Source organism: Streptomyces sp. NPDC059740 (assembly GCF_042733155.1).
Taxonomy (GTDB): Bacteria; Actinomycetota; Actinomycetes; order Streptomycetales; family Streptomycetaceae; genus Streptomyces.
This window is the reverse complement of the sequence record NZ_JBHWGP010000005.1, coordinates 187,896-205,159: the sequence shown is the minus strand read 5'-3', so window position 1 is coordinate 205,159 and position 17,264 is coordinate 187,896. Positions and strand designations below refer to the sequence as shown.

15 protein-coding genes are annotated in these 17,264 nt (G+C 73.6%); 10 read left to right on the top strand and 5 right to left on the bottom strand.

Features of this window, described 5'->3' with window-relative positions; translation table 11 throughout:
- Positions 1 to 2 precede the first annotated feature (2 nt).
- Positions 3 to 1,817 carry a peptide ABC transporter substrate-binding protein gene (locus ACFV3R_RS09235; protein WP_385578039.1) on the bottom strand — a complete coding sequence of 605 codons (1,815 nt, stop codon included), beginning with the start codon at positions 1,815 to 1,817 and terminating at the stop codon, positions 3 to 5.
- Between the two features lie 307 nt (positions 1,818 to 2,124).
- Here ACFV3R_RS09235 and ACFV3R_RS09230 point away from each other — a divergent pair, with 307 nt between their 5' ends.
- The 3 genes from ACFV3R_RS09230 to ACFV3R_RS09220 all read left to right on the top strand — a co-directional run bounded on the left by ACFV3R_RS09230 (position 2,125) and on the right by ACFV3R_RS09220 (position 5,894).
- The gene (locus tag ACFV3R_RS09230) at positions 2,125 to 3,354 is read left to right on the top strand and encodes an ROK family protein (RefSeq protein ID WP_385578036.1); all 1,230 of its coding nucleotides are present in this window, start codon (positions 2,125 to 2,127) and stop codon (positions 3,352 to 3,354) included.
- Between the two features lie 78 nt (positions 3,355 to 3,432).
- A complete protein-coding gene (locus ACFV3R_RS09225) occupies positions 3,433 to 4,959 on the top strand; it encodes a M81 family metallopeptidase (protein ID WP_385578034.1) in 1,527 nt (508 codons plus the stop codon).
- A 194-nt stretch (positions 4,960 to 5,153) separates the two neighbouring features.
- Positions 5,154 to 5,894 carry a copper homeostasis protein CutC gene (locus tag ACFV3R_RS09220; protein ID WP_385578280.1) on the top strand — a complete coding sequence of 247 codons (741 nt, stop codon included), beginning with the start codon at positions 5,154 to 5,156 and terminating at the stop codon, positions 5,892 to 5,894.
- 150 nt (positions 5,895 to 6,044) lie between these two features.
- Here the strand turns inward: ACFV3R_RS09220 and def are convergent, their stop codons facing one another.
- Entirely contained in the window at positions 6,045 to 6,695 is a 651-nt protein-coding gene (def, locus tag ACFV3R_RS09215) for a peptide deformylase (protein WP_385578277.1), read from the bottom strand.
- A gap of 149 nt (positions 6,696 to 6,844) precedes the next feature.
- Here def and ACFV3R_RS09210 point away from each other — a divergent pair, with 149 nt between their 5' ends.
- The gene (locus ACFV3R_RS09210; RefSeq protein WP_385578031.1) at positions 6,845 to 7,471 is read left to right on the top strand and encodes an ArsR/SmtB family transcription factor; all 627 of its coding nucleotides are present in this window, start codon (positions 6,845 to 6,847) and stop codon (positions 7,469 to 7,471) included.
- Positions 7,472 to 7,659: 188 nt separating this feature from the next.
- Here the strand turns inward: ACFV3R_RS09210 and ACFV3R_RS09205 are convergent, their stop codons facing one another.
- Positions 7,660 to 7,854: a hypothetical protein gene (locus ACFV3R_RS09205; protein WP_385578029.1), complete on the bottom strand. Its 195-nt coding sequence runs from the start codon at positions 7,852 to 7,854 to the stop codon at positions 7,660 to 7,662.
- Positions 7,855 to 8,337: 483 nt separating this feature from the next.
- On the opposite strand from ACFV3R_RS09205, the gene ACFV3R_RS09200 reads away from it, so the two are divergent.
- Together ACFV3R_RS09200 and ACFV3R_RS09195 are read left to right on the top strand one after the other, a co-directional pair.
- On the top strand, positions 8,338 to 9,756 hold the full coding sequence (locus tag ACFV3R_RS09200; protein WP_385578026.1) for a cholesterol oxidase substrate-binding domain-containing protein: 1,419 nt from the start codon (positions 8,338 to 8,340) through the stop codon (positions 9,754 to 9,756).
- A 19-nt stretch (positions 9,757 to 9,775) separates the two neighbouring features.
- Complete coding sequence (locus tag ACFV3R_RS09195; protein ID WP_385578023.1) at positions 9,776 to 10,213, top strand: cholesterol oxidase substrate-binding domain-containing protein; 438 nt, start codon at positions 9,776 to 9,778, stop codon at positions 10,211 to 10,213.
- Positions 10,214 to 10,286: 73 nt separating this feature from the next.
- On the opposite strand, the gene ACFV3R_RS09190 is transcribed toward ACFV3R_RS09195, so the two are convergent.
- Both ACFV3R_RS09190 and ACFV3R_RS09185 read right to left on the bottom strand, forming a co-directional pair.
- On the bottom strand, positions 10,287 to 11,267 hold the full coding sequence (locus ACFV3R_RS09190) for an alpha/beta fold hydrolase (RefSeq protein WP_385578021.1): 981 nt from the start codon (positions 11,265 to 11,267) through the stop codon (positions 10,287 to 10,289).
- A gap of 165 nt (positions 11,268 to 11,432) precedes the next feature.
- Positions 11,433 to 12,104 carry a TetR family transcriptional regulator gene (locus ACFV3R_RS09185; RefSeq protein WP_385578019.1) on the bottom strand — a complete coding sequence of 224 codons (672 nt, stop codon included), beginning with the start codon at positions 12,102 to 12,104 and terminating at the stop codon, positions 11,433 to 11,435.
- Positions 12,105 to 12,347: 243 nt separating this feature from the next.
- On the opposite strand from ACFV3R_RS09185, the gene aroQ reads away from it, so the two are divergent.
- The 4 genes from aroQ to ACFV3R_RS09165 all read left to right on the top strand — a co-directional run bounded on the left by aroQ (position 12,348) and on the right by ACFV3R_RS09165 (position 17,235).
- Positions 12,348 to 12,800, top strand: a complete 453-nt coding sequence (gene aroQ, locus ACFV3R_RS09180; RefSeq protein WP_385578017.1) for a type II 3-dehydroquinate dehydratase — start codon at positions 12,348 to 12,350, stop codon at positions 12,798 to 12,800.
- On the top strand, positions 12,797 to 13,747 hold the full coding sequence (locus ACFV3R_RS09175) for a shikimate dehydrogenase (RefSeq protein WP_385578014.1): 951 nt from the start codon (positions 12,797 to 12,799) through the stop codon (positions 13,745 to 13,747). The genes aroQ and ACFV3R_RS09175 overlap by 4 nt, the downstream gene beginning before the upstream one ends.
- A 74-nt stretch (positions 13,748 to 13,821) precedes the next feature.
- On the top strand, positions 13,822 to 15,165 hold the full coding sequence (locus ACFV3R_RS09170; protein WP_385578011.1) for an MFS transporter: 1,344 nt from the start codon (positions 13,822 to 13,824) through the stop codon (positions 15,163 to 15,165).
- Between the two features lie 90 nt (positions 15,166 to 15,255).
- Positions 15,256 to 17,235 (top strand): TIM barrel protein, encoded by a 1,980-nt coding sequence (locus ACFV3R_RS09165; RefSeq protein WP_385578008.1) that lies wholly within the window; start codon positions 15,256 to 15,258, stop codon positions 17,233 to 17,235.
- Positions 17,236 to 17,264: the final 29 nt, after the last annotated feature.

Genomic DNA, 17,264 nt, shown 5'->3' with positions numbered 1-17,264 from the left:
TCTCACTTGGTGGTCCAGGCCCACTGGGCGGGGTGGAAGTTGGCGAGCGAGTCCTGTGCGAAGCCGCCCAGGCCCTTGCGGATCACGGAGACCTGGTAGTCCGGCTCCGGGAGCCAGACCACGGGCAGGTCCTTGGCCAGCGCCGCGCTGTACCTGCGCACCGCGGCCGGGGAGGTGGACCTCGTGGTCTGCGTGATCAGGCGGTCCACGGCGGGGTTGGAGTAGCTGCCGAAGTTGGAGCTGCCGCCGCTCTGGAACAGTGAGTCACCGCTGGGGTAGGCCGGGAAGTACCAGCTCCCGGCCGTGCCGAAGAACGACAGCTGCCAGGAGCACCCCGAGCGCCCCGAGCACTGGCTCGCCTGCGACAGCACCGAGTTGACGGGCGCGGTCTTGATCGAGAAGGCGATGCCGCTCTGCTCCAGCGAGGACTGCAGGGCGCTCATCATGTTGTCGGTGACGGTCGAGCCGGACTGCGAGAGCACCTGCATCCGGAACTCGGTGCCCCGCCCCACCCCCGCCCCGCACTGCGTGTCGCCGGTGCCGGGCCTGGCGCAGGTCATGACGCCGTCGCGCAGCTTCCAGCCGTGGCCGGTCAGCAGAGCCCTGGCCCTGGCGGGGGAGTAGGGGTAGGGGTTGGTGCGCTGCTCGGGGGCGAGGAAGGCCGAGGACTGGCCCTGCGGGACCGGGCCGTAGGTGGGGACCGCGGTGTCGTTGAAGAGCACCTTGGAGATGGTGGTCTGGTCCACCGACATCTGGATCGCCTGGCGGGCGTAGAGCTGCTTGAACACCGCGCCCATCGCCGGGTTGTGGAAGTTGTACGGCATGTAGGTCACGGCCCAGCCGGCCCACGGCTTGATCGTGTAGCCCCGGCCGGTGAACGAGGCCTTCTGGGGCAGGTCGGTGGCGTTGATGTAGCCGTAGTCCACCGTCCCCGCGCGCAGCGCGTTCTCCTCGGCCGCGGTGGTGGTGAACGGCAGCAGGTTCACCGTCGCGATGTGGGCCTTCCCGCCGCCGTCGTAGTGGGGGTTGGCGCGCAGCACGACACGGCCGGCGGTGGAGAAGGACTTGATGGTGTAGGGGCCGCTGACGGTCTTCCAGAGCGGATCGGTGGCGTAGCCGGAGATGTTCTTGGCGGCCGAGTTGAGGTACTTCCAGACCTTCCTGGCGCCGGCCGTGGTCCGGTCCGCGTCCGAGACGGCGGCCGAGGCGCTGGTCCTGTCCCAGGCGTGCTGGGGCATCGGGCGGATCAGGCTCAGCTCGTTGGCGAGCATCCACTGCTGGTTGTAGGACCGGTCGAAGGTGAGGGTGAAGTGCCTGTCGTCGAGCACCTTCAGCGAGGTCCAGTTGTCCGGCGCCTTGCCGGGGTTGTAACTGGCCCACTGCTTCTTCTCCGCCCTGACCAGGTTGTACCAGAACTGGATGTCGCGGGAGGTGATCGGCTTCCCGTCGCTCCAGTGGCGGTCGCCGAGGGTGAGGGTGACGCTCCGGCCGTCCTCGGCGAAGTCCGCGTCGGTGGCCAGGGAGGCGTCCTTGTTCCAACCGATCTTGCCCGTGGAGCCGTCGTAGGCGACCAGCGGCTCCCACAGGGACTGCGATATGGAGGAGTTGTTGGTGTTCAGGTGCGCCGCCGTGCCGACCGGCAGAATCCAGTTGGGCGTGAAGTTGGGGGGTAGCGCGTAGTCGATCGAGTTCGTGTCGGCCGACGACCTCGGGGAGCCGCCCGTCCCGGAACAGCCGGTCAGGAGGGCTCCGACGGTGACGGCGGCGCCCGTCACGAGGGCCCAGCGCCGGCGTCTCGCCGGCTGAGCAGGGGACATGGCTCTCCTCGGAAGTGAAAGGACCCGCTCCGCCCACGGGGCGGCGGGGGCGCCGCCGTCGGAACGGCGCGACGTTGCCGACAGTCAACGACGGACACGCCGAACAAACAAACAAAGTTTAGTAAAAAGAAAGTTTCTTCGGCTTCGATCTAAGTCCCGGGGCGCCGATCGGGGTGGGCTTATGTACCAGTTTGATGTGTTCAGCACGGTTGCAGGGACGCTCCGTTCGCCTCATCGCCTGTTCCGCTCGCCGCATCCCGGGCGTACTGTCGTCGTCACACACACCGTTGCGGAAGTTACTTCGTACATGACTGAAATAAGTGCACGGGGCCGCAGGGCCGGGAAGGGCGCACCGTCGCTCGCCGCACGCATCGTCGAACTCATCGCCTCCGGGCAGGCCACCTCGCGCGCCGAACTCGCCGACCTGCTCGGCGCCGCCCCCTCCACCATCTCGCTGGCCGTCGGCCAGTTGGTGGAGCGCGGACTGGTGGCCGAGGAGGGCACCCGGTCCTCCACCGGCGGACGGCCGCGCAAGGTGCTCAGGCTCGGCAGCACCGACGAGTTCGCCCTCGCGGCCGACCTGGGCGGAGCGCACGCCCGCATCGGGGTGGTGCTGCCCGGCGGCGGCCTCAGCGAGGTGACCACCGTCCCGTTCGACATCACCGCCGGCCCCGAGACGGCCCTCTGCGACCTCGCCGACACACTCGACAGACTGGCCGAGCGGCATGGCACGGGCCGGCTGCGCGGGGTGGGCCTCTCACTGCCGGGCCCGGTCGACGTCGTCTCGGGGACCGTCGTCCTGCCCTCGCGCATGCCCGGTTGGCACTCCTTCCCGGTCACCGCATGGCTGGCGGAGCGGTTCGGGGTGCCGGCGGCCGTGGACAACGACGCCAACTGCATGGCGGTCGGCGAAGCCGGCGCACGGCCCGCCGAGCACCGGCAGACGATCACGGTGAAGATCGGCTCGGCCATCGGGGCGGGGGTCGTCGTCGACGGGCGCCTGTACCGGGGGGCGACCGGCGCGGCGGGCGACATCACCCACATCCGGATCGACGCCGGCGCCGACATCCCGTGCTCCTGCGGCAACACCGGCTGCCTGGAGACGGTGGCGTCCGGCGCGGCCCTGGTGCGCGTCCTGCGCGAGCGGGGCGCCGACGTCAGCCGCCCCGAGGACGTCGTCGCCCTGGCGATGGACGCCGACCCCGAGGCCACCCGCGCGGTCCGCCGGGCCGGCGACTACCTGGGCCAGGTGCTGGCCGCCAACGTCAACTTCTTCAACCCCGACGCGGTCTACCTCGGCGGCATCCTGTCCACCCTGGAGCCGTTCGTGGCCGCCGTCCGCAGTCAGCTCTACGAGAGCTGCCATCCCCTGATGACCAAGCACCTCACCATCGAACGCGTCAGCCTGGGCGCCGACGCCGGACTCGCCGGGGCCGGCCGGTTCGCCCTCCAGCGCGCGCTGGCCGACACCCTTCGCGAGGCGGGCGGCCACACCGCCCCCGGCCGCGCCCCGATCGCCGCACCGCGCAACCCCTGAGGACCGCACCTCCTCAGGACCGCCCCGAGCCCTGCGCACCTCCGACCGATCCACCCCGCACACCCCGCACGAGGAGCCATGTCGCCTTCCCGCACCGCCGTCCCCCGCCCGGTCATCGCCGTCGCCGGACTCGGCATCGAGTCCTCCACCTTCTCCCCGGCCCGGACCGAGGCCCCCGCCTTCCACCCCTCCCGGGGCGATGAGGAGGTCCTCGCCCGTTACCCCTTCCTCGCCGACGGTGCACCGCTGCGGGAGGCGGCCGAGTGGCACGGGGCGCTGGTCGGCAAGTCGCTGCCCGGTGGCACGGTCACCGCCGCCGCCTGGACCGAGCTGACCGGGGAACTGCTGGCACGGCTCGCGGCACTTCCCCGCCCCGACGGCCTCTGGTACGACATCCACGGCGCGATGACCGTGGAGGGCGTCGACGACGCGGAGGCCGTCCTGCTGGAGCGCATACGCGAGGTCGTCGGTCCCGACGTGATCATCTCGACCTCCATGGACCTGCACGGCAACGTCTCCCGCGAACTCGTCCACGGCAGCGACCTGATCACCTGCTACCGCATGGCACCGCACGAGGACCACATGGAGACCAAGGAGCGGGCCGCCCGCAACCTCGTGGACCTCCTCGTCTCCGGCGCGCCCCGCCCCGTCAAGGCCTGGGTGCCGGTGCCGGTGCTGCTGGCCGGCGAGCAGACCTCCACCCGCATCGAACCCGCCCGGAGCGTCTACGCCGCCGTCGACGAGGTCGAGGCCGTGGACGGCGTCACCGACGCGGCGATCTGGGTCGGCTACGCCTGGGCCGACGAGCCCCGCAACCGGGCCGCCGTGGTCGTCACCGGCGCCGACGAACAGGCCGTGGCAGCCGGCGCCGAACGTCTGGCCCGGGGATTCTGGGAGGCCCGCCGCGACTTCGACTTCGTGGCCCCCACCGGCACCCTGGACGGCCTCCTCGACGAGGCCCTCGCCACCGACCGGCGCCCCTACTTCATCAGCGACACCGGCGACAACCCGACGGCGGGCGGCGCCGGCGACGTCACCTGGGGCCTGACCCACCTGCTGGCCCGCCCCGAGTTCCAGAAGCCGGACGGTCCGACCGTCATCTACGCCTCGGTGCCCGGCCCCGCCGCGGTCGCCACCGCTGTGGCCGCCGGCGTGGGGGCCACCGTCACGGTCACAGCGGGCGCCGAGGTGGACGACCGGCACGCCGGCCCGGTCACCCTCACCGGCCAGGTGCACGCCATCCGCCACGGCGACCGCGACGCAGGGACCGAGGTGGTGATCCGGGTCGGCAGCGTCCACGCCATCCTCACCAAGCTGCGCAAGCCGTACCACCACGAGAGCGACTTCACCGGCCTCGGCCTCGACCCGCGCAGCGCCGACATCGTCGTCGTCAAGATCGGCTACCTGGAGCCCGAACTCTTCGACATGTCCGTGAGCTGGAAGATGGCGCTCACCCCCGGCGGAGTCGACCAGGACCTGGTGCGGCTGGGCCACCGCCGTATCCGCCGTCCGCTGTTCCCCTTCGACCCGGAGATGGCCGACCCGGACCTCTCGGCCCGGATCATCCCGGCCGCCGACCGGCCGCTCACCGGGGACGACGAGTGACCACCCCACGGCAGGAAGGCGATGCGGCCCGGGCTGCCCTCCCCGGGGCAGGGGACCGACGCGGGGAACCTCAGGGGCGCGGACCGGGGGGTGACACAGCCGCCGGGCGGGAGAGGCCGGACCGGACGGCCCGGACACCGGCGCGCACACCGCGGGACGACCGGGGGAGCACCGGCGCCACCCGCCGGCCTGCCCTGGAGATCGCCGTCACCGGTCCCGCCGGGGCACGGGTGGCCCGCGACCACGGTGCCGACCGGGTCGAGCTGTGCTCCGCGCTGGAACTGGGCGGCCTGACCCCGTCGGCGGCCTCGGTCGAGACGGTCGCCGCGGTCGGTCTCCCCGTCCACGTCCTCGTGCGGTGCCGGCCCGGCGACTTCGTCCACGAGGACGAGGAGGTCGCCCTGATGGCGGCCGAGGTCCGCTCGGTCCTGGCGTCGGGGGCCGCGGGGGTGGTCGTCGGCGCACTCACCGCGGACGGCAGCCTGGACCTGCCGGCGATGGCACGCCTCGCCGACGCCGCCAGGTCTTCCGGCCGGCCGGCGGAGATCACCCTGCACCGGGCCATCGACCAGTCGGCAGACCCGGTGGCCACCGCCGCCCTCGCCGCCGAGCTGGGCCTCACCCGGATCCTCACCTCCGGCGGAGCGCCCACCGCCGTCGACGGTCTGGCCACCCTTGCGGCCGTGGCTGCGGCGGCGCCCGGCGTCGAGGTGATGGCCGGCGCGGGCGTCCGCCCCACGGACGTGCCCCGGCTGGCCGGCGCCGGCGTCGCCGCCGTCCACCTCTCCGCCAAACGCCGCGCGCCCACCAGGCGGGGCGCTGCGTGGGTGCCGATGGGCGCCGCCGGCACCTCGGCCGAGCAGGACACCCACTTCCTCACCGATCCGGAGACGGTCGCGGCGGCACGGGCGGCGGTGGACGCCGTGCTGCGCTGAGGCGGAACGGTACGGCCTCCGGGCAGGCGCGGCCCGGAGGCCCCGCAGCCGGGGCCGGGCTGTCGCGGCGGGGCCCTCGGGTCGAGGGGCCGGACCGCCTGGCCCTTCGGCTCCGGGAGCCGCGAGGGTCACCTCGGGGCCCGGGCGGGGTCACTTGCCCAGTTTCGCCGCCAGAGCGGCGCGCCGGGCGAAGGTCCGCTCCTTGGCCTCGGCCATCTCGCGGAGCGCTGCCTTCCGTTCCCGCTGGGCGAGCCGGTCCAGATAGAGACGACCGTGCAGATGGTCCGTCTCGTGCTGGAGGCAACGGGCGAAGTAGCCCCTGCCCTCGATCACCAGGGGTGAGCCGTTCATGTCGCGGCCCCGCACCACGGCACTGTCGAGGCGCGGAACCACCCGGTAGGGGCCGGGGACCGACAGGCACCCTTCCGGCTCCTCGACCAACCGGCGGTGCTCGGCCGGCACCTCCGCCAGGACGGGGTTGGCGAGGTGCCCGACGTGGCGCACCCCCCACTCGTCGGTGATGTCCCACACGAACAACTGCAGGTCCACCCCGACCTGGTTGGCGGCGAGACCGGCCCCCTCCGCCACCTGGTTGGTGGCGAACATGTCGTCGACCAGATGTGAGAGCTCCGGGGTGCCGAAGCGGGTGACCTCGCGGCACCGACGGTGCAGGACCTCCTCCCCGACGACGGTGATACGGCGCACCGCCCCCCGTTCCACCTCCGGCGCCAACCGCGGATAGGAGTCGACCGGTTCGCCCTGCACCCGTACCCGGCGGTCCGGCGAGGTGCCACCGGACATCCGACGGCCCTGAGGGATGCCACCGAACCGATACGTCATGGGAAGCCAACGCCTTTCACAGAGGACCGAACCCACACCACGAGGGAGCCTCGGCCGCGCCGAGGTGCGGCGCTTGACCGAACGCTTTGCAAGGTAGCAGTCTTTGCAAAGTGAGTGAGGACAACGGCCGCAGACAGTCCCCGGGTTCGCCGACGCGCCGCGCACGGCAGCCCCTCCCGGACCATCCCGTACGCGTGGCCCTGCTCGACCTGCTCGCCGAGGTCGGCACCGTCACCTCCACGCAGGCCGCCGCCCGCCTGGGTCACAGCTCCGGCCTGTGCTCCTTCCACCTGCGCCAACTCGCGCGGCAGGGCCTCATCGAGGAGGCTCCGCACCACGGCGGACGGGCCCGGCCGTGGCGGCTGCGCTGGGAACCGGACGGGTCCGCCCGGCCGGTGCCGGAACCCCTCAACGCGCTCGTACGCGGCCTGGAGGACGAGAGCTACCCACATTGGCTCTCCCACCGGGAGTCGATGCCGGCCGAGTGGCGGCGGGAGGAGTCCTTCAGCGCCGTGCTCCACCTCACCCCGACCGAGATGGCCGAACTCGGCGCCGCCGTCCGCCGCCTGCTGACCGCCTACCGCGAACGGGACGACGACCCCGCGGCGCGTCCCGAGGGGACTGTGGCGGTGGCAGCGATGACCAGGCTGTTCACGCTGATCGGCGACGGTCCGGCGCCGCAACCGGCCCCACCTGGGGGCCCGGACAACCGGTCCGCCGGTGAAGACAGGCGCTGACTCCCGGGCCGGCGTCCGCGTCCCGGGCCCCGTCGGGTCCGGGTGCGGGGGCGGGCGCACCCGAGTGTCCGGCCATCGGTCAGGCGGCCGTCCGGCTCCGGTACGCGGCTGGAACGCCGCTCACGGTGGAGCCCCCCGCCACGCCGACGCCCCGGTGGCCCGCGTCCGCAGCGCACGGGCCACCGCGGTCACAGGCCCAGGTCCAGTGCCAGGCAGGAGTAGTGGGTCCACGCGCCCTCGGACGCGTACGCCTGCCCCGGACGACCCACGGGGTCGGCGGGTCGTTCCTCGACCATGTCCTCGAAGCGGGTGCGCTCGGGCAGTGCCCCGAACCGCGCCTGCCGGGCCGCCGCGTCCCGCTCGGTCGTGTTCCGGTACTCCATCGTCCAGCCTCCACTCGGATGATGACGAGGCGAAGAGGCGCACGCCCTGCGTGGCTCCGCCCGGCTGCGCCGGCGCGAGCTTCTTGCCGGAAGTCGCCGCTGCGTGTGTCGAGTCGGGCCGGAGGGCCATCGGCGGTGTGCGGCCCGGGCAGCCCGCCGAGCCCCCTTCGGTCCACCTGTGGGTGACTGTCGCACGGCATGCGTCACCGGTCAAGGGGGTGACGCAGGCAAGTGGGTCCCTGGAGTCGGAGTCGGGTTCGGGGTCGGCAGCGGGGGGCGCACGCCGAAAACCGAACGCAAGTGCCAGCGGAAGCAAGCAAGTTCGAGGAAACCGGGTCCGTCGCCCGGCCCGGCCGCGAAGGTCTCCGCCTGGTGGGGCGAACCCCCCTCCTCCCGGGCCGGAGGTCCCTACGGTGAGACGGCGCACGAAGACGCCCGACGGCGGGTGCCGCCCTACCGGAACGCTGAGCGCGAGGGGATGAGATGACGGACGGTGACACGCCCGAGACGGCGGGCCGCGGAAGTGAGTGGAGCCGGCGGCGCGCGGTGGCCGCCCTGTCCGCCGGTGCCGGCTGGCTGCTCACGGGCACGCTGACGGCGGCTCCCGCCCGAGCCGCCGTGGCGGCCGGACCTGCCGCCACGGCCGCACCGACCCCGGCACCGCCCGGCCTGCCGCCCGGGATACCCGCCCAGCGTCACGTCTTCGTCAACTGGTCCGGCGAGGTCCGCACCGACGCCCTGTGGACCTGCGCGCCACGCGATGCCGAGGAGGTCGTGGCGCTCGCCGACTGGGCCGCGACGCACGGGTGGCGGCTGCGGCCGCGGGGGAAGCGCCACACCTGGGCGCCGCTGGCCGTCGCGGACGGCACCGCCGGCACCGAGCGCGTGGTACTGCTCGACACCACGGCCCATCTCACCACCGTCTCGCTCGACGGGCCGGACACGGTCCGCGCCGGCACCGGCGTCCTCATGGAGGAACTCCTGGACTTCCTGGGGGAGCGGGGCCTCGGCCTCACCTCCTGCCCGGCCCCCGGCGACCTCACCCTCGGCGGCGTCCTGGCCATCGGCGGGCACGGCACGGCGGTTCCGGCGCGAGGCGAGGAGCGTGCGCCGGGCCAGGGCTACGGTTCGGTGAGCAACCGGGTGGTGGCGCTCACGGCCGTCGTCTGGGACGAGGACGCCGGCCGGCACGTGGCCCGCACCTTCGAGCGCGCCGACCCCACGTGCGCGGCGCTCCTCGTCCACCTGGGCCGGGCGCTGGTCACCGAGGTCGTGCTGCGCGTGGAGCAGGACGCCACGCTGCGCTGCGTGAGCACGCTGGACGTCCCCGCGAGCCGTCTCTTCGCCGCCCCCGAGGCCGCCGGGAGCGACAGCTTCGCCGCCTTCCTGGACCGCACCGGGCGCGCCGAGGCCATCTGGTTCGCCTTCACCGACCACCCCTGGCTGAAGACCTGGCAGCGCTCACCACGCCGCCCGTTCGCCTCCCGGGCCGTAGACGGGCCCTACAACTACCCGTTCTCCGACAGCCTGCCCGAGCCGGTCGCCCGCCTGGCCGGCGAACTCGCCGAGGGGTCCTGGGCGTTGACCCCCCTCTTCGGCCGGTTGCAGTACGCCGTGGCGCGTGCCGCCCTGACCGGGGACATCAGCGATCTCCTCCTCTCCGACACCCTCCTGCGGGACCTGCTGGACGGGGAGGCGCTGCGCCACCTCCTCGCCGCAGGGCCCCGGTCGGACCTGTGGGGGGCCTCCCGCCACCTGCTGCTCTACATCAGACCCACCACCCTGCGGGAGACCGCCGACGGGTATGCCGTCCTCGTCCGGCGCCGCGACGTGCAGTGGGTGGTCCACACCTTCGCCACGCTCTACCGCGAGCTGCTGGAGGGCTACGCGGCCCGTCGGTGAGTACCCCGTCAACGGCCAGGTGGAGATCAGGGTCACCGGCGTCGACGACCCTTCCTGGGCGGGCACGCCGGGGGCTCTCGCGCCGGCCCTCTCCGCCGTCACCCCCCGCCCCGACCACCCCGAGTGGGACACCGCCGTCTGGCTGGACGTCCTCACCCTGCCCGGCACGCCGGGAGCGCACCGCTTCTACCGCGACCTCGAACGCGCCCTGTTCACCGCCTTCGACGGCACCGACCGGTCCGCGCTGCGCGTGGAGTGGTCCAAGGGCTGGGCGTACACGGACGAGGCGGCGTGGAGCGACGCGGAGGTGATCGGCCACCGCATTCCGGGCGGCTTTCCCGCCGGGCCGGGCAACGCAGGGTGGGAGGCCACCCTCGCCACGCTGCGTGGCCTCGACCCGCACGGTGTCCTCGAAAGCCCGCTGCTGCGCGATCTGATGGGCCCCGGGTCCCCCTGAGCGACGCGTCCGCCGCGGGACGGCGAGGACTTCCCGGGACCGGCGGCAGCGCACCGCCGGGGGGTGGTCCGGCTCAGTCGAGAGTGGCGAGCCAGTCGATCAGCAACCGGTTGGTCTCCTCGGGGCACTCCTGCTGCACGAAGTGGCCGCAGCCCTTCAGGACATGGGAGGACTTCAGGGCGGGAAGGGTGGTGGGGTAGGCCCGGATCGCGTCGGCGAGCCAGGTGGTGGACGCGTCCAGGGCCCCGCCGAGGAACAGTGAGGGCTGGGTGAGGGGGCGGCCGGTGTACTCGGTCAGGTCCGCCCAGTCCCGGTCCATGCAGCGGTAGCGGTTCAGGGCCCCGGTGAACCCGGTGCGTTCGAACTCGCCCGCGTAGACGTCGAGGTCGTGCTCGTCGAGCCAGTGCGGCAACCCACCCTGCGGGAAACGGTCGCGCAGTGCCCCGCCGTCGCTGACGAAGTGCGGGTCCGGGGCGTCGGAGGCGGGCCGGGTGCCGGCGGAGAGGGCCGCGTAGAAGCCCGCCAGCCAACCGCGGACGTCCGGCTCGATCTCCGCCTCGGCGCGGCCGGGCTGCTGGAAGTAGGAGACGTAGAACTCCTCCCCGTCTCCCATCCGGGCGAAGACCTCACTGGGCCGGGGACCGCCGGGCGGGGTGTAGGGCACGCTCAGGAGTCCGACCGCGCGGAACACCTCGGGCCGGACCAGGGCGGAGGTCGCGGCGACGGACGCACCCCAGTCGTGCCCGACGATCACCGCCGACTCCTCGCCCAGGGCCTGCACCACCGCGACGTTGTCCGCCACCAGGTCCAGCAGCCGGTAGGACTCGACCTGCGCAGGCCGTGAGGAGCGCCCGTACCCGCGGACGTCCACGGCGGCCACCCGGTAACCGGCCGCGGCCAGCGCGGGGAGCTGGTGGCGCCAGGAGTACCAGGACTCGGGGAAGCCGTGCACCAGCAGGACCAGCGGACCGGTCCCCTGCTCCACCAGGTGGATGCGGCCGGCGGGTGAGGGCACCAGGCGGTGGGTGCGGTCGGCGGCGGGTGTCTGCGGCACTGCGGTCCTCCCGGAGAACGGTGCGCCCGGACGGGACGGGCGGAGGGGGTGCCCCGGCCGGGGCGCCGGGGACGATCCTGCCCGGCTGCTCGCCCGGACGACGAGCCAGGTTGCCGTTACGGCAAACGCGGTGGCGCGCCGCGTCCCCCGTCAGCGGGCGGTCCGTCAACTCCCCGGTGCCGGCGCGCTCGTCAGATACGCCACGATCAGGTCCCCGAGCATGCTCCGGTAGTGCTCGCGCAGCGCCGGGTCGGTCAGGTCGCGGTCGAACAGGGCGCCGAAGGTGTGCCGGTTGGCGACGCGGAAGAAGCAGAACGAGCTGATGAGCATGTGGACGTCGAGCGCGTCCGCCGCGGCCGTGAACAGCCCCTCGGCCCGGCCGCGGGTGAGGATCGACTCGATGATGCCGACCGCGGGCGTGCCCAGCCGCGCAAGTTCCGGCGAGGCCCGGATGTGGTCGGCCTCGCGGATGTTCTCACCGCTCACCAGGCGGATGAAGTCCGGGTGCTCCTGGTGGTGGTCGAAGGTGAGCTCGGCCAGCCGGCGGATGGCGGCTACCGGGTCGAGGTGGTCGACCTCCGCCTGCCGCTCCACCTCGCGGATGCGCGCGTAGGCGCGCTCCAGGACCGTGCGGTAGAGCTGCTCCTTGCCGCCGAAGTAGTAGTACAGCATCCGCTTGGTGGTCCGGGTCCGCGCGGCGATCTCGTCGACCCGCGCTCCCGCGTACCCCAGGCGCGCGAACTCCTCGGTGGCCACGTCCAGGATCTCCGCCCTGGTGCGGTCGGCATCGCGCAGGCGTTCCCGGTCGGGGCCGGCGGTCGGGCGGGGCGAAGGCATGGGGTTCCTCGGTCGGCGGTGCGCGTCGCCCCGGGCCGCCACGGACTGCGGACGCCGGCGCGCGACCGGTCGGAGCGACCGGTGGGACGGCGGCGCTGGCCGGCCCGCCCGGCACCGTCATCGTAGCGACGTCCCGGCCGGGCCGACCGGGTGGCCGAAAAAGTCGGCTGCGGGGGCTTCCCAAGGGTCGACTGCGTGTCGTTCTATTTAACGAACCAGTTCGTACATTACAGGGACGTGAACGTGTCTCCCCGAACGATCCTGGTCCTCAACGGACCGAACCTGAACCTGCTCGGTCAACGGGAGCCGGAACTGTACGGCACCGCCACCCTGGCGGACGCCGAGCACCTGTGCGTCCGGGCAGCGGCGCCCCACTCAGTGACCATCGATTTCCGCCAGTCCAACCACGAGGGCCGGCTCATCGACTGGGTGCACGAGAGCCGGACGTCGCACGCCGCCGTGGTCATCAACCCCGCCGGCTACAGCCACACCTCGGTGGCGCTGGCCGACGCCCTCGCCACCCTGGACGGCAAGCCCGTCCTGGAGGTCCACCTCACCGCGATCCACCGCCGCGAGGCCTTCCGCCACCACTCGTACGTCTCGGTGGTCGCCGACGCCGTGATCACCGGCTGCGGCGTACAGGGCTACGCCCTCGCCGTGGAACGCGCCTGCACACTGATCGGAGCCACCGCATGACCAGCCACACCCCCTCCCGCCTCGTCGGCCTGATCGGCTCCGGGATCGGCGGGTCCCTCAGCCCCGCGCTGCACGAGGCCGAGGCCCGCGCCCAGGGCATCGGGTACGCCTACCGCGTCCTGGACATCGACACGCTCGGCGTCCGGCCCGAGGACGCCCCCGAGGTGCTGGAGTCGGCACGGCGGCTGGGTTTCGACGGACTCAACGTCACCCACCCCTGCAAGCAGACCGTCCTGCCCGCACTCGACGCCCTCTCGCCCCAGGCCGCGGCGATCGGCGCGGTCAACACCGTGGTGCTCGACGGCGGACGGGCGGTGGGGCACAACACCGACACCACCGGCTTCGCCGCCGGACTCACCCGCGCCCTGCCCGACGCGCGCCTCGACCGCGTCGTCCTCCTCGGCGCGGGCGGAGCGGGAGCCGCCGTCGGCCATGCCGCACTCAGCCTGGGCGCCGGCCGGCTGACCGTCGTCGACGTCGCACAGGACCGGGCGGAAGCCCTCGCCGACCGGCTCCGCGCCCACTTCGGCACCGAGCGGGTGCTCACCGCGCCCCGCACCGACCTCGACGCCCGCCTGGCCGCCGCGGACGGACTCCTGCACGCCACCCCGACCGGCATGGTCGGCCACCCCGGCTGCCCCCTGGACCCGGCCGCCCTGCACCCCGGTCTCTGGGTGGCCGACGTCGTCTACCGGCCACTGGAGACCGCACTGCTGCGCCACGCGCAGCGGGCCGGCTGCCCGGTGGTCGGAGGCGGCGGCATGGCGGTCTTCCAGGCCGTCCACGCCTTCGAGCTGTTCACCGGCGCCACCCCCGACGCGGAACGGATGCTGCGCCACTTCGCCCGGCTCACCGCGAACGGCAACCCCGAGGAGCAGGCGGGCGGTCGCGCGCCCCACGCCACGGACCCCCACCACACCACCGGCGCGGCGACGACCGCCGCCTGACCCCGACCGCCCTCTCTTCCTCCGGCCCGCCACCCCGGCCGGCTCCCCTGCCCCCGCTCCCGCAGGAGGACACGATGTCCCTCAGCGACCGTTCCCCGACCACCGCACCACCCGCGCCCCCGGACGGTGCCACCGCCCGGCCGACCAGGGTGCGCCACGGCATCCTGGCGCTCCTCGCCATCGGCACCCTCGTCAACTACCTGGACCGTGCGGTGGTCAGCGTCGCCGCCCCCGACCTGAGCCACGACCTCGGGCTGGGCGCGGCCACCATGGGCGTGGTCTTCTCCGCCTTCGGCTGGAGCTACGCCGTGATGCAGATCCCCGGCGGCCTCTTCCTCGACCGCTTCGGGTCCAAGGTGACCTACGGCCTCTCGGTCCTGCTGTGGTCGCTGGTCACCGCGGCACACGCGCTGGTCGCAGGGCTCGGCGGCCTCCTCGGTGCCCGACTCGCCCTGGGCGCCGCGGAGTCGCCGTGCTTCCCCGCCAACAGCAGGGTGGTGGCCACCTGGTTCCCGCAGCGCGAACGCGCCACGGCCACCGGCGTCTACACCGTCGGCGAGTACGTCGGCATGGCCCTGATCAGCCCGCTGCTCTACTGGATCACCGGACACTGGGGTTGGCGCGTGCTCTTCGGCCTGGTCGGCGCCGTCGGGGTGCTGTTCGGCATCGGCTGGTGGGCGACGTACCGCGAGCCGCACGCCAGCCGCCGGGTCAACCGGGCGGAGCTGGACCTCATCGAGGCGGGCGGTGGCCTGGTGAGGCCCGCCGCGAAGGGCCCCACTGCGGCAGGGGCCGACGGGTTCCGGCGACGCGCCCTGCCGCTGCTGCGCGACCGGCGGATGCTCGGTATCTCGCTCGGGCAGTTCGCCGGCAACTCCACCCTGGTCTTCTTCCTGACCTGGTTCCCCACCTACCTGGAGACCGAGCGGGGGATGGACTTCCTCAAGGTCGGCTTCTCCTCCATGATCCCCTTCCTCGCCGCCTGCGTCGGGGTGCTCTTCGGCGGCTGGTCCTCCGACACCCTGCTGCGCCGCGGCGCCTCGGTGAACCTGGCGCGCAAACTCCCCGTCATCGCGGGGCTGCTGCTCGCCTCCACCATCGTCGCCGCCAACTACGCCGACGACGACGCACTGGTCATCGCCATCATGTCGGTGGCCTTCTTCGCCCAGGGCATGGCGGCGCTGGGCTGGACCCTGGTCTCCGACATCGCCCCGGCCGGCCTCCTCGGCCTGGCCGGCGGCCTCTTCAACTTCGCCGCCATGCTGGCCTCCATCCTCACCCCGCTCGTGGTGGGCGCCCTCGTCGGGGCGACCGGCTCGTTCGTCGGAGCCCTGCTGTACATCGGCGCCGTGGCACTGGTCGGCGCCGCCGCCTACGTCTTCCTCGTCGGCGACGTCAAACGGATCGAAATGCGCTGACCCCGGCGGGCCGTTGCAGCCGGCTCCCGCCTGACCGCGTGCCGTCGACGACCGGCCCACCGTCCGTCCCTCCCTCACCCTGGATGTCCCATGCACAAGTCCCTCGCCACCGTGTCCATCAGCGGAACGCTGGAGGAGAAGCTGACCGCCATTGCCCGGGCCGGCTTCGACGGAGTGGAGATCTTCGAGAGCGACCTCGTCAACTGCGCCCTCGGGCCCGAGGAGATCGGTGCCCGCGTCCGGGACCTCGGACTGACCGTCGACCTCTACCAGCCCTTCCGCGACTTCGAGGGGGTGCCCGACGACCTCTTCGCCCGCAACCTGCGCCGCGCGGAGCGGAAGTTCGACGTGATGGAACGGCTCGGCGCACCGACGATGCTGGTCTGCTCCAGCGTCCACCCCGCGGCCGTGGACGACGACGCACGGGCCGCGGCCCAGCTCCGCACCCTGGCCGAACGTGCCCACGCCCGCGGACTGCGGGTCGCCTACGAGGCGCTCGCCTGGGGCCGGCACGTGAACGACTACCGGCACAGCGCCGCCCTGGTGGCCGCTGCCGACCACCCCCACCTCGGGGTCTGCCTGGACAGCTTCCACATCCTCTCCCGCTCCACCGACCTTGCCCACATCCGGGAGATCCCCGCCGAGAAGCTGTTCTTCGTCCAGTTGGCGGACGCCCCACGGCTGGCCATGGACGTGCTGTCCTGGTCCCGGCACCACCGCTGCTTCCCCGGCCAGGGCGACTTCGACCTGACCGGCTTCACCGGCCACGTCCTGGCCGCCGGCTACCGGGGCCCGCTGTCACTGGAGGTCTTCAACGACACCTTCCGGCAGGCGGATGCGGGCCGCACCGCCGCCGACGCGCTGCGCTCCCTGCTCCTGCTGGAGGAGTCCGTCGGCCGTTTTGCCACCGGCGCCGCGGCGGGGGAGCGGGTGGAGCTGTTCCGGCCGCCCGAGCCGGCGCCCGCCGGCGCCTTCGCCTTCGTCGAACTCGCCGCCGACCCGGCCGCCCCCGCCGCCCTGTCGCGCACCCTGACCGCCCTCGGCTTCCGGGAGACCGGCACCCACCGCACCAAGCCGGCCACGCTCTGGGAGAACGGCGAGGCCCGGATCGTGGTCCACACCGGCCGCGGCCCACGGCCCGACGGCCCCTCGCTGGCGGCAGTCGGGCTCAGCACACCGGACCTCGACCGGGCGGCCGCCCGCGCCGCGGCGTTCCGCGCCCGTCCCGACCCCGGCACCCGCGGCCCCGGCGAAGCGGCCCTCCCCGCCCTCGCCACGGACGGCCCCCTGGAGGTGCTGCTCTGCGCCGCCGACGCCGAGGGCCGGACCTGGCGCACCGACTTCGGCGCCGCCCCGGGCGACCGCGGCCCCGGGCCGGCCACCGACACCACGGCGGCCGCAGCGGAGGGTGACCGCCGCGAGGCAGCCCCCGGGCCGCGGACGGGCCCGGCCCGCGCGCGGGGCGTCGACCACGTCACCGCCCAGGTGCCCTTCGACCGGTACGACGAGGAGACGCTGTTCCTGCGCGCGGTGCTCGGCCTCCACCCCGCCGACAGCCAGGAACTCGCCGATCCCTACGGGCTGGTGCGCAGCCGGGCGTTCACCACCGCACCGGGCCGAGGCGGCACGGCGTCCCCCGCCGGCGCCGACGCCTTTGACCGGGCGGGGGGAACCGTGCCGGAGGAGGCGGGCCGGGGCGTGCGGATCGCGCTCAACACCCCACACCTGGGCGCCCACCCGTCTCCGGCCACCCAGCACGCCGCCTTCGCCTGCGACGACGTCCTCGCCGCGGCCCGAGCGGCCCGGGACGCGGGTCTGGCGCCGCTCGCGATCCCCGACAACTACTACGAGGACCTGGCGGCCCGCTGGGACCTGCCCGGGGACCGGATCGCCGAACTGCGTTCCCACTCCGTCCTCTACGACCGTGACGAGGACGGGGAGTTCCTCCACTTCTACACCCCCATGGTCGGCCGCCACCTCTTCTTCGAGATGGTCCAACGCATCGGTGGCTACCGCGGGTTCGGCGCCGCCAACGCCCCTGCGCGGATGTCGGCCCAGCACGCGGGGTGAGCGGGGCCCGCACCGCTCGCGTCGCACCG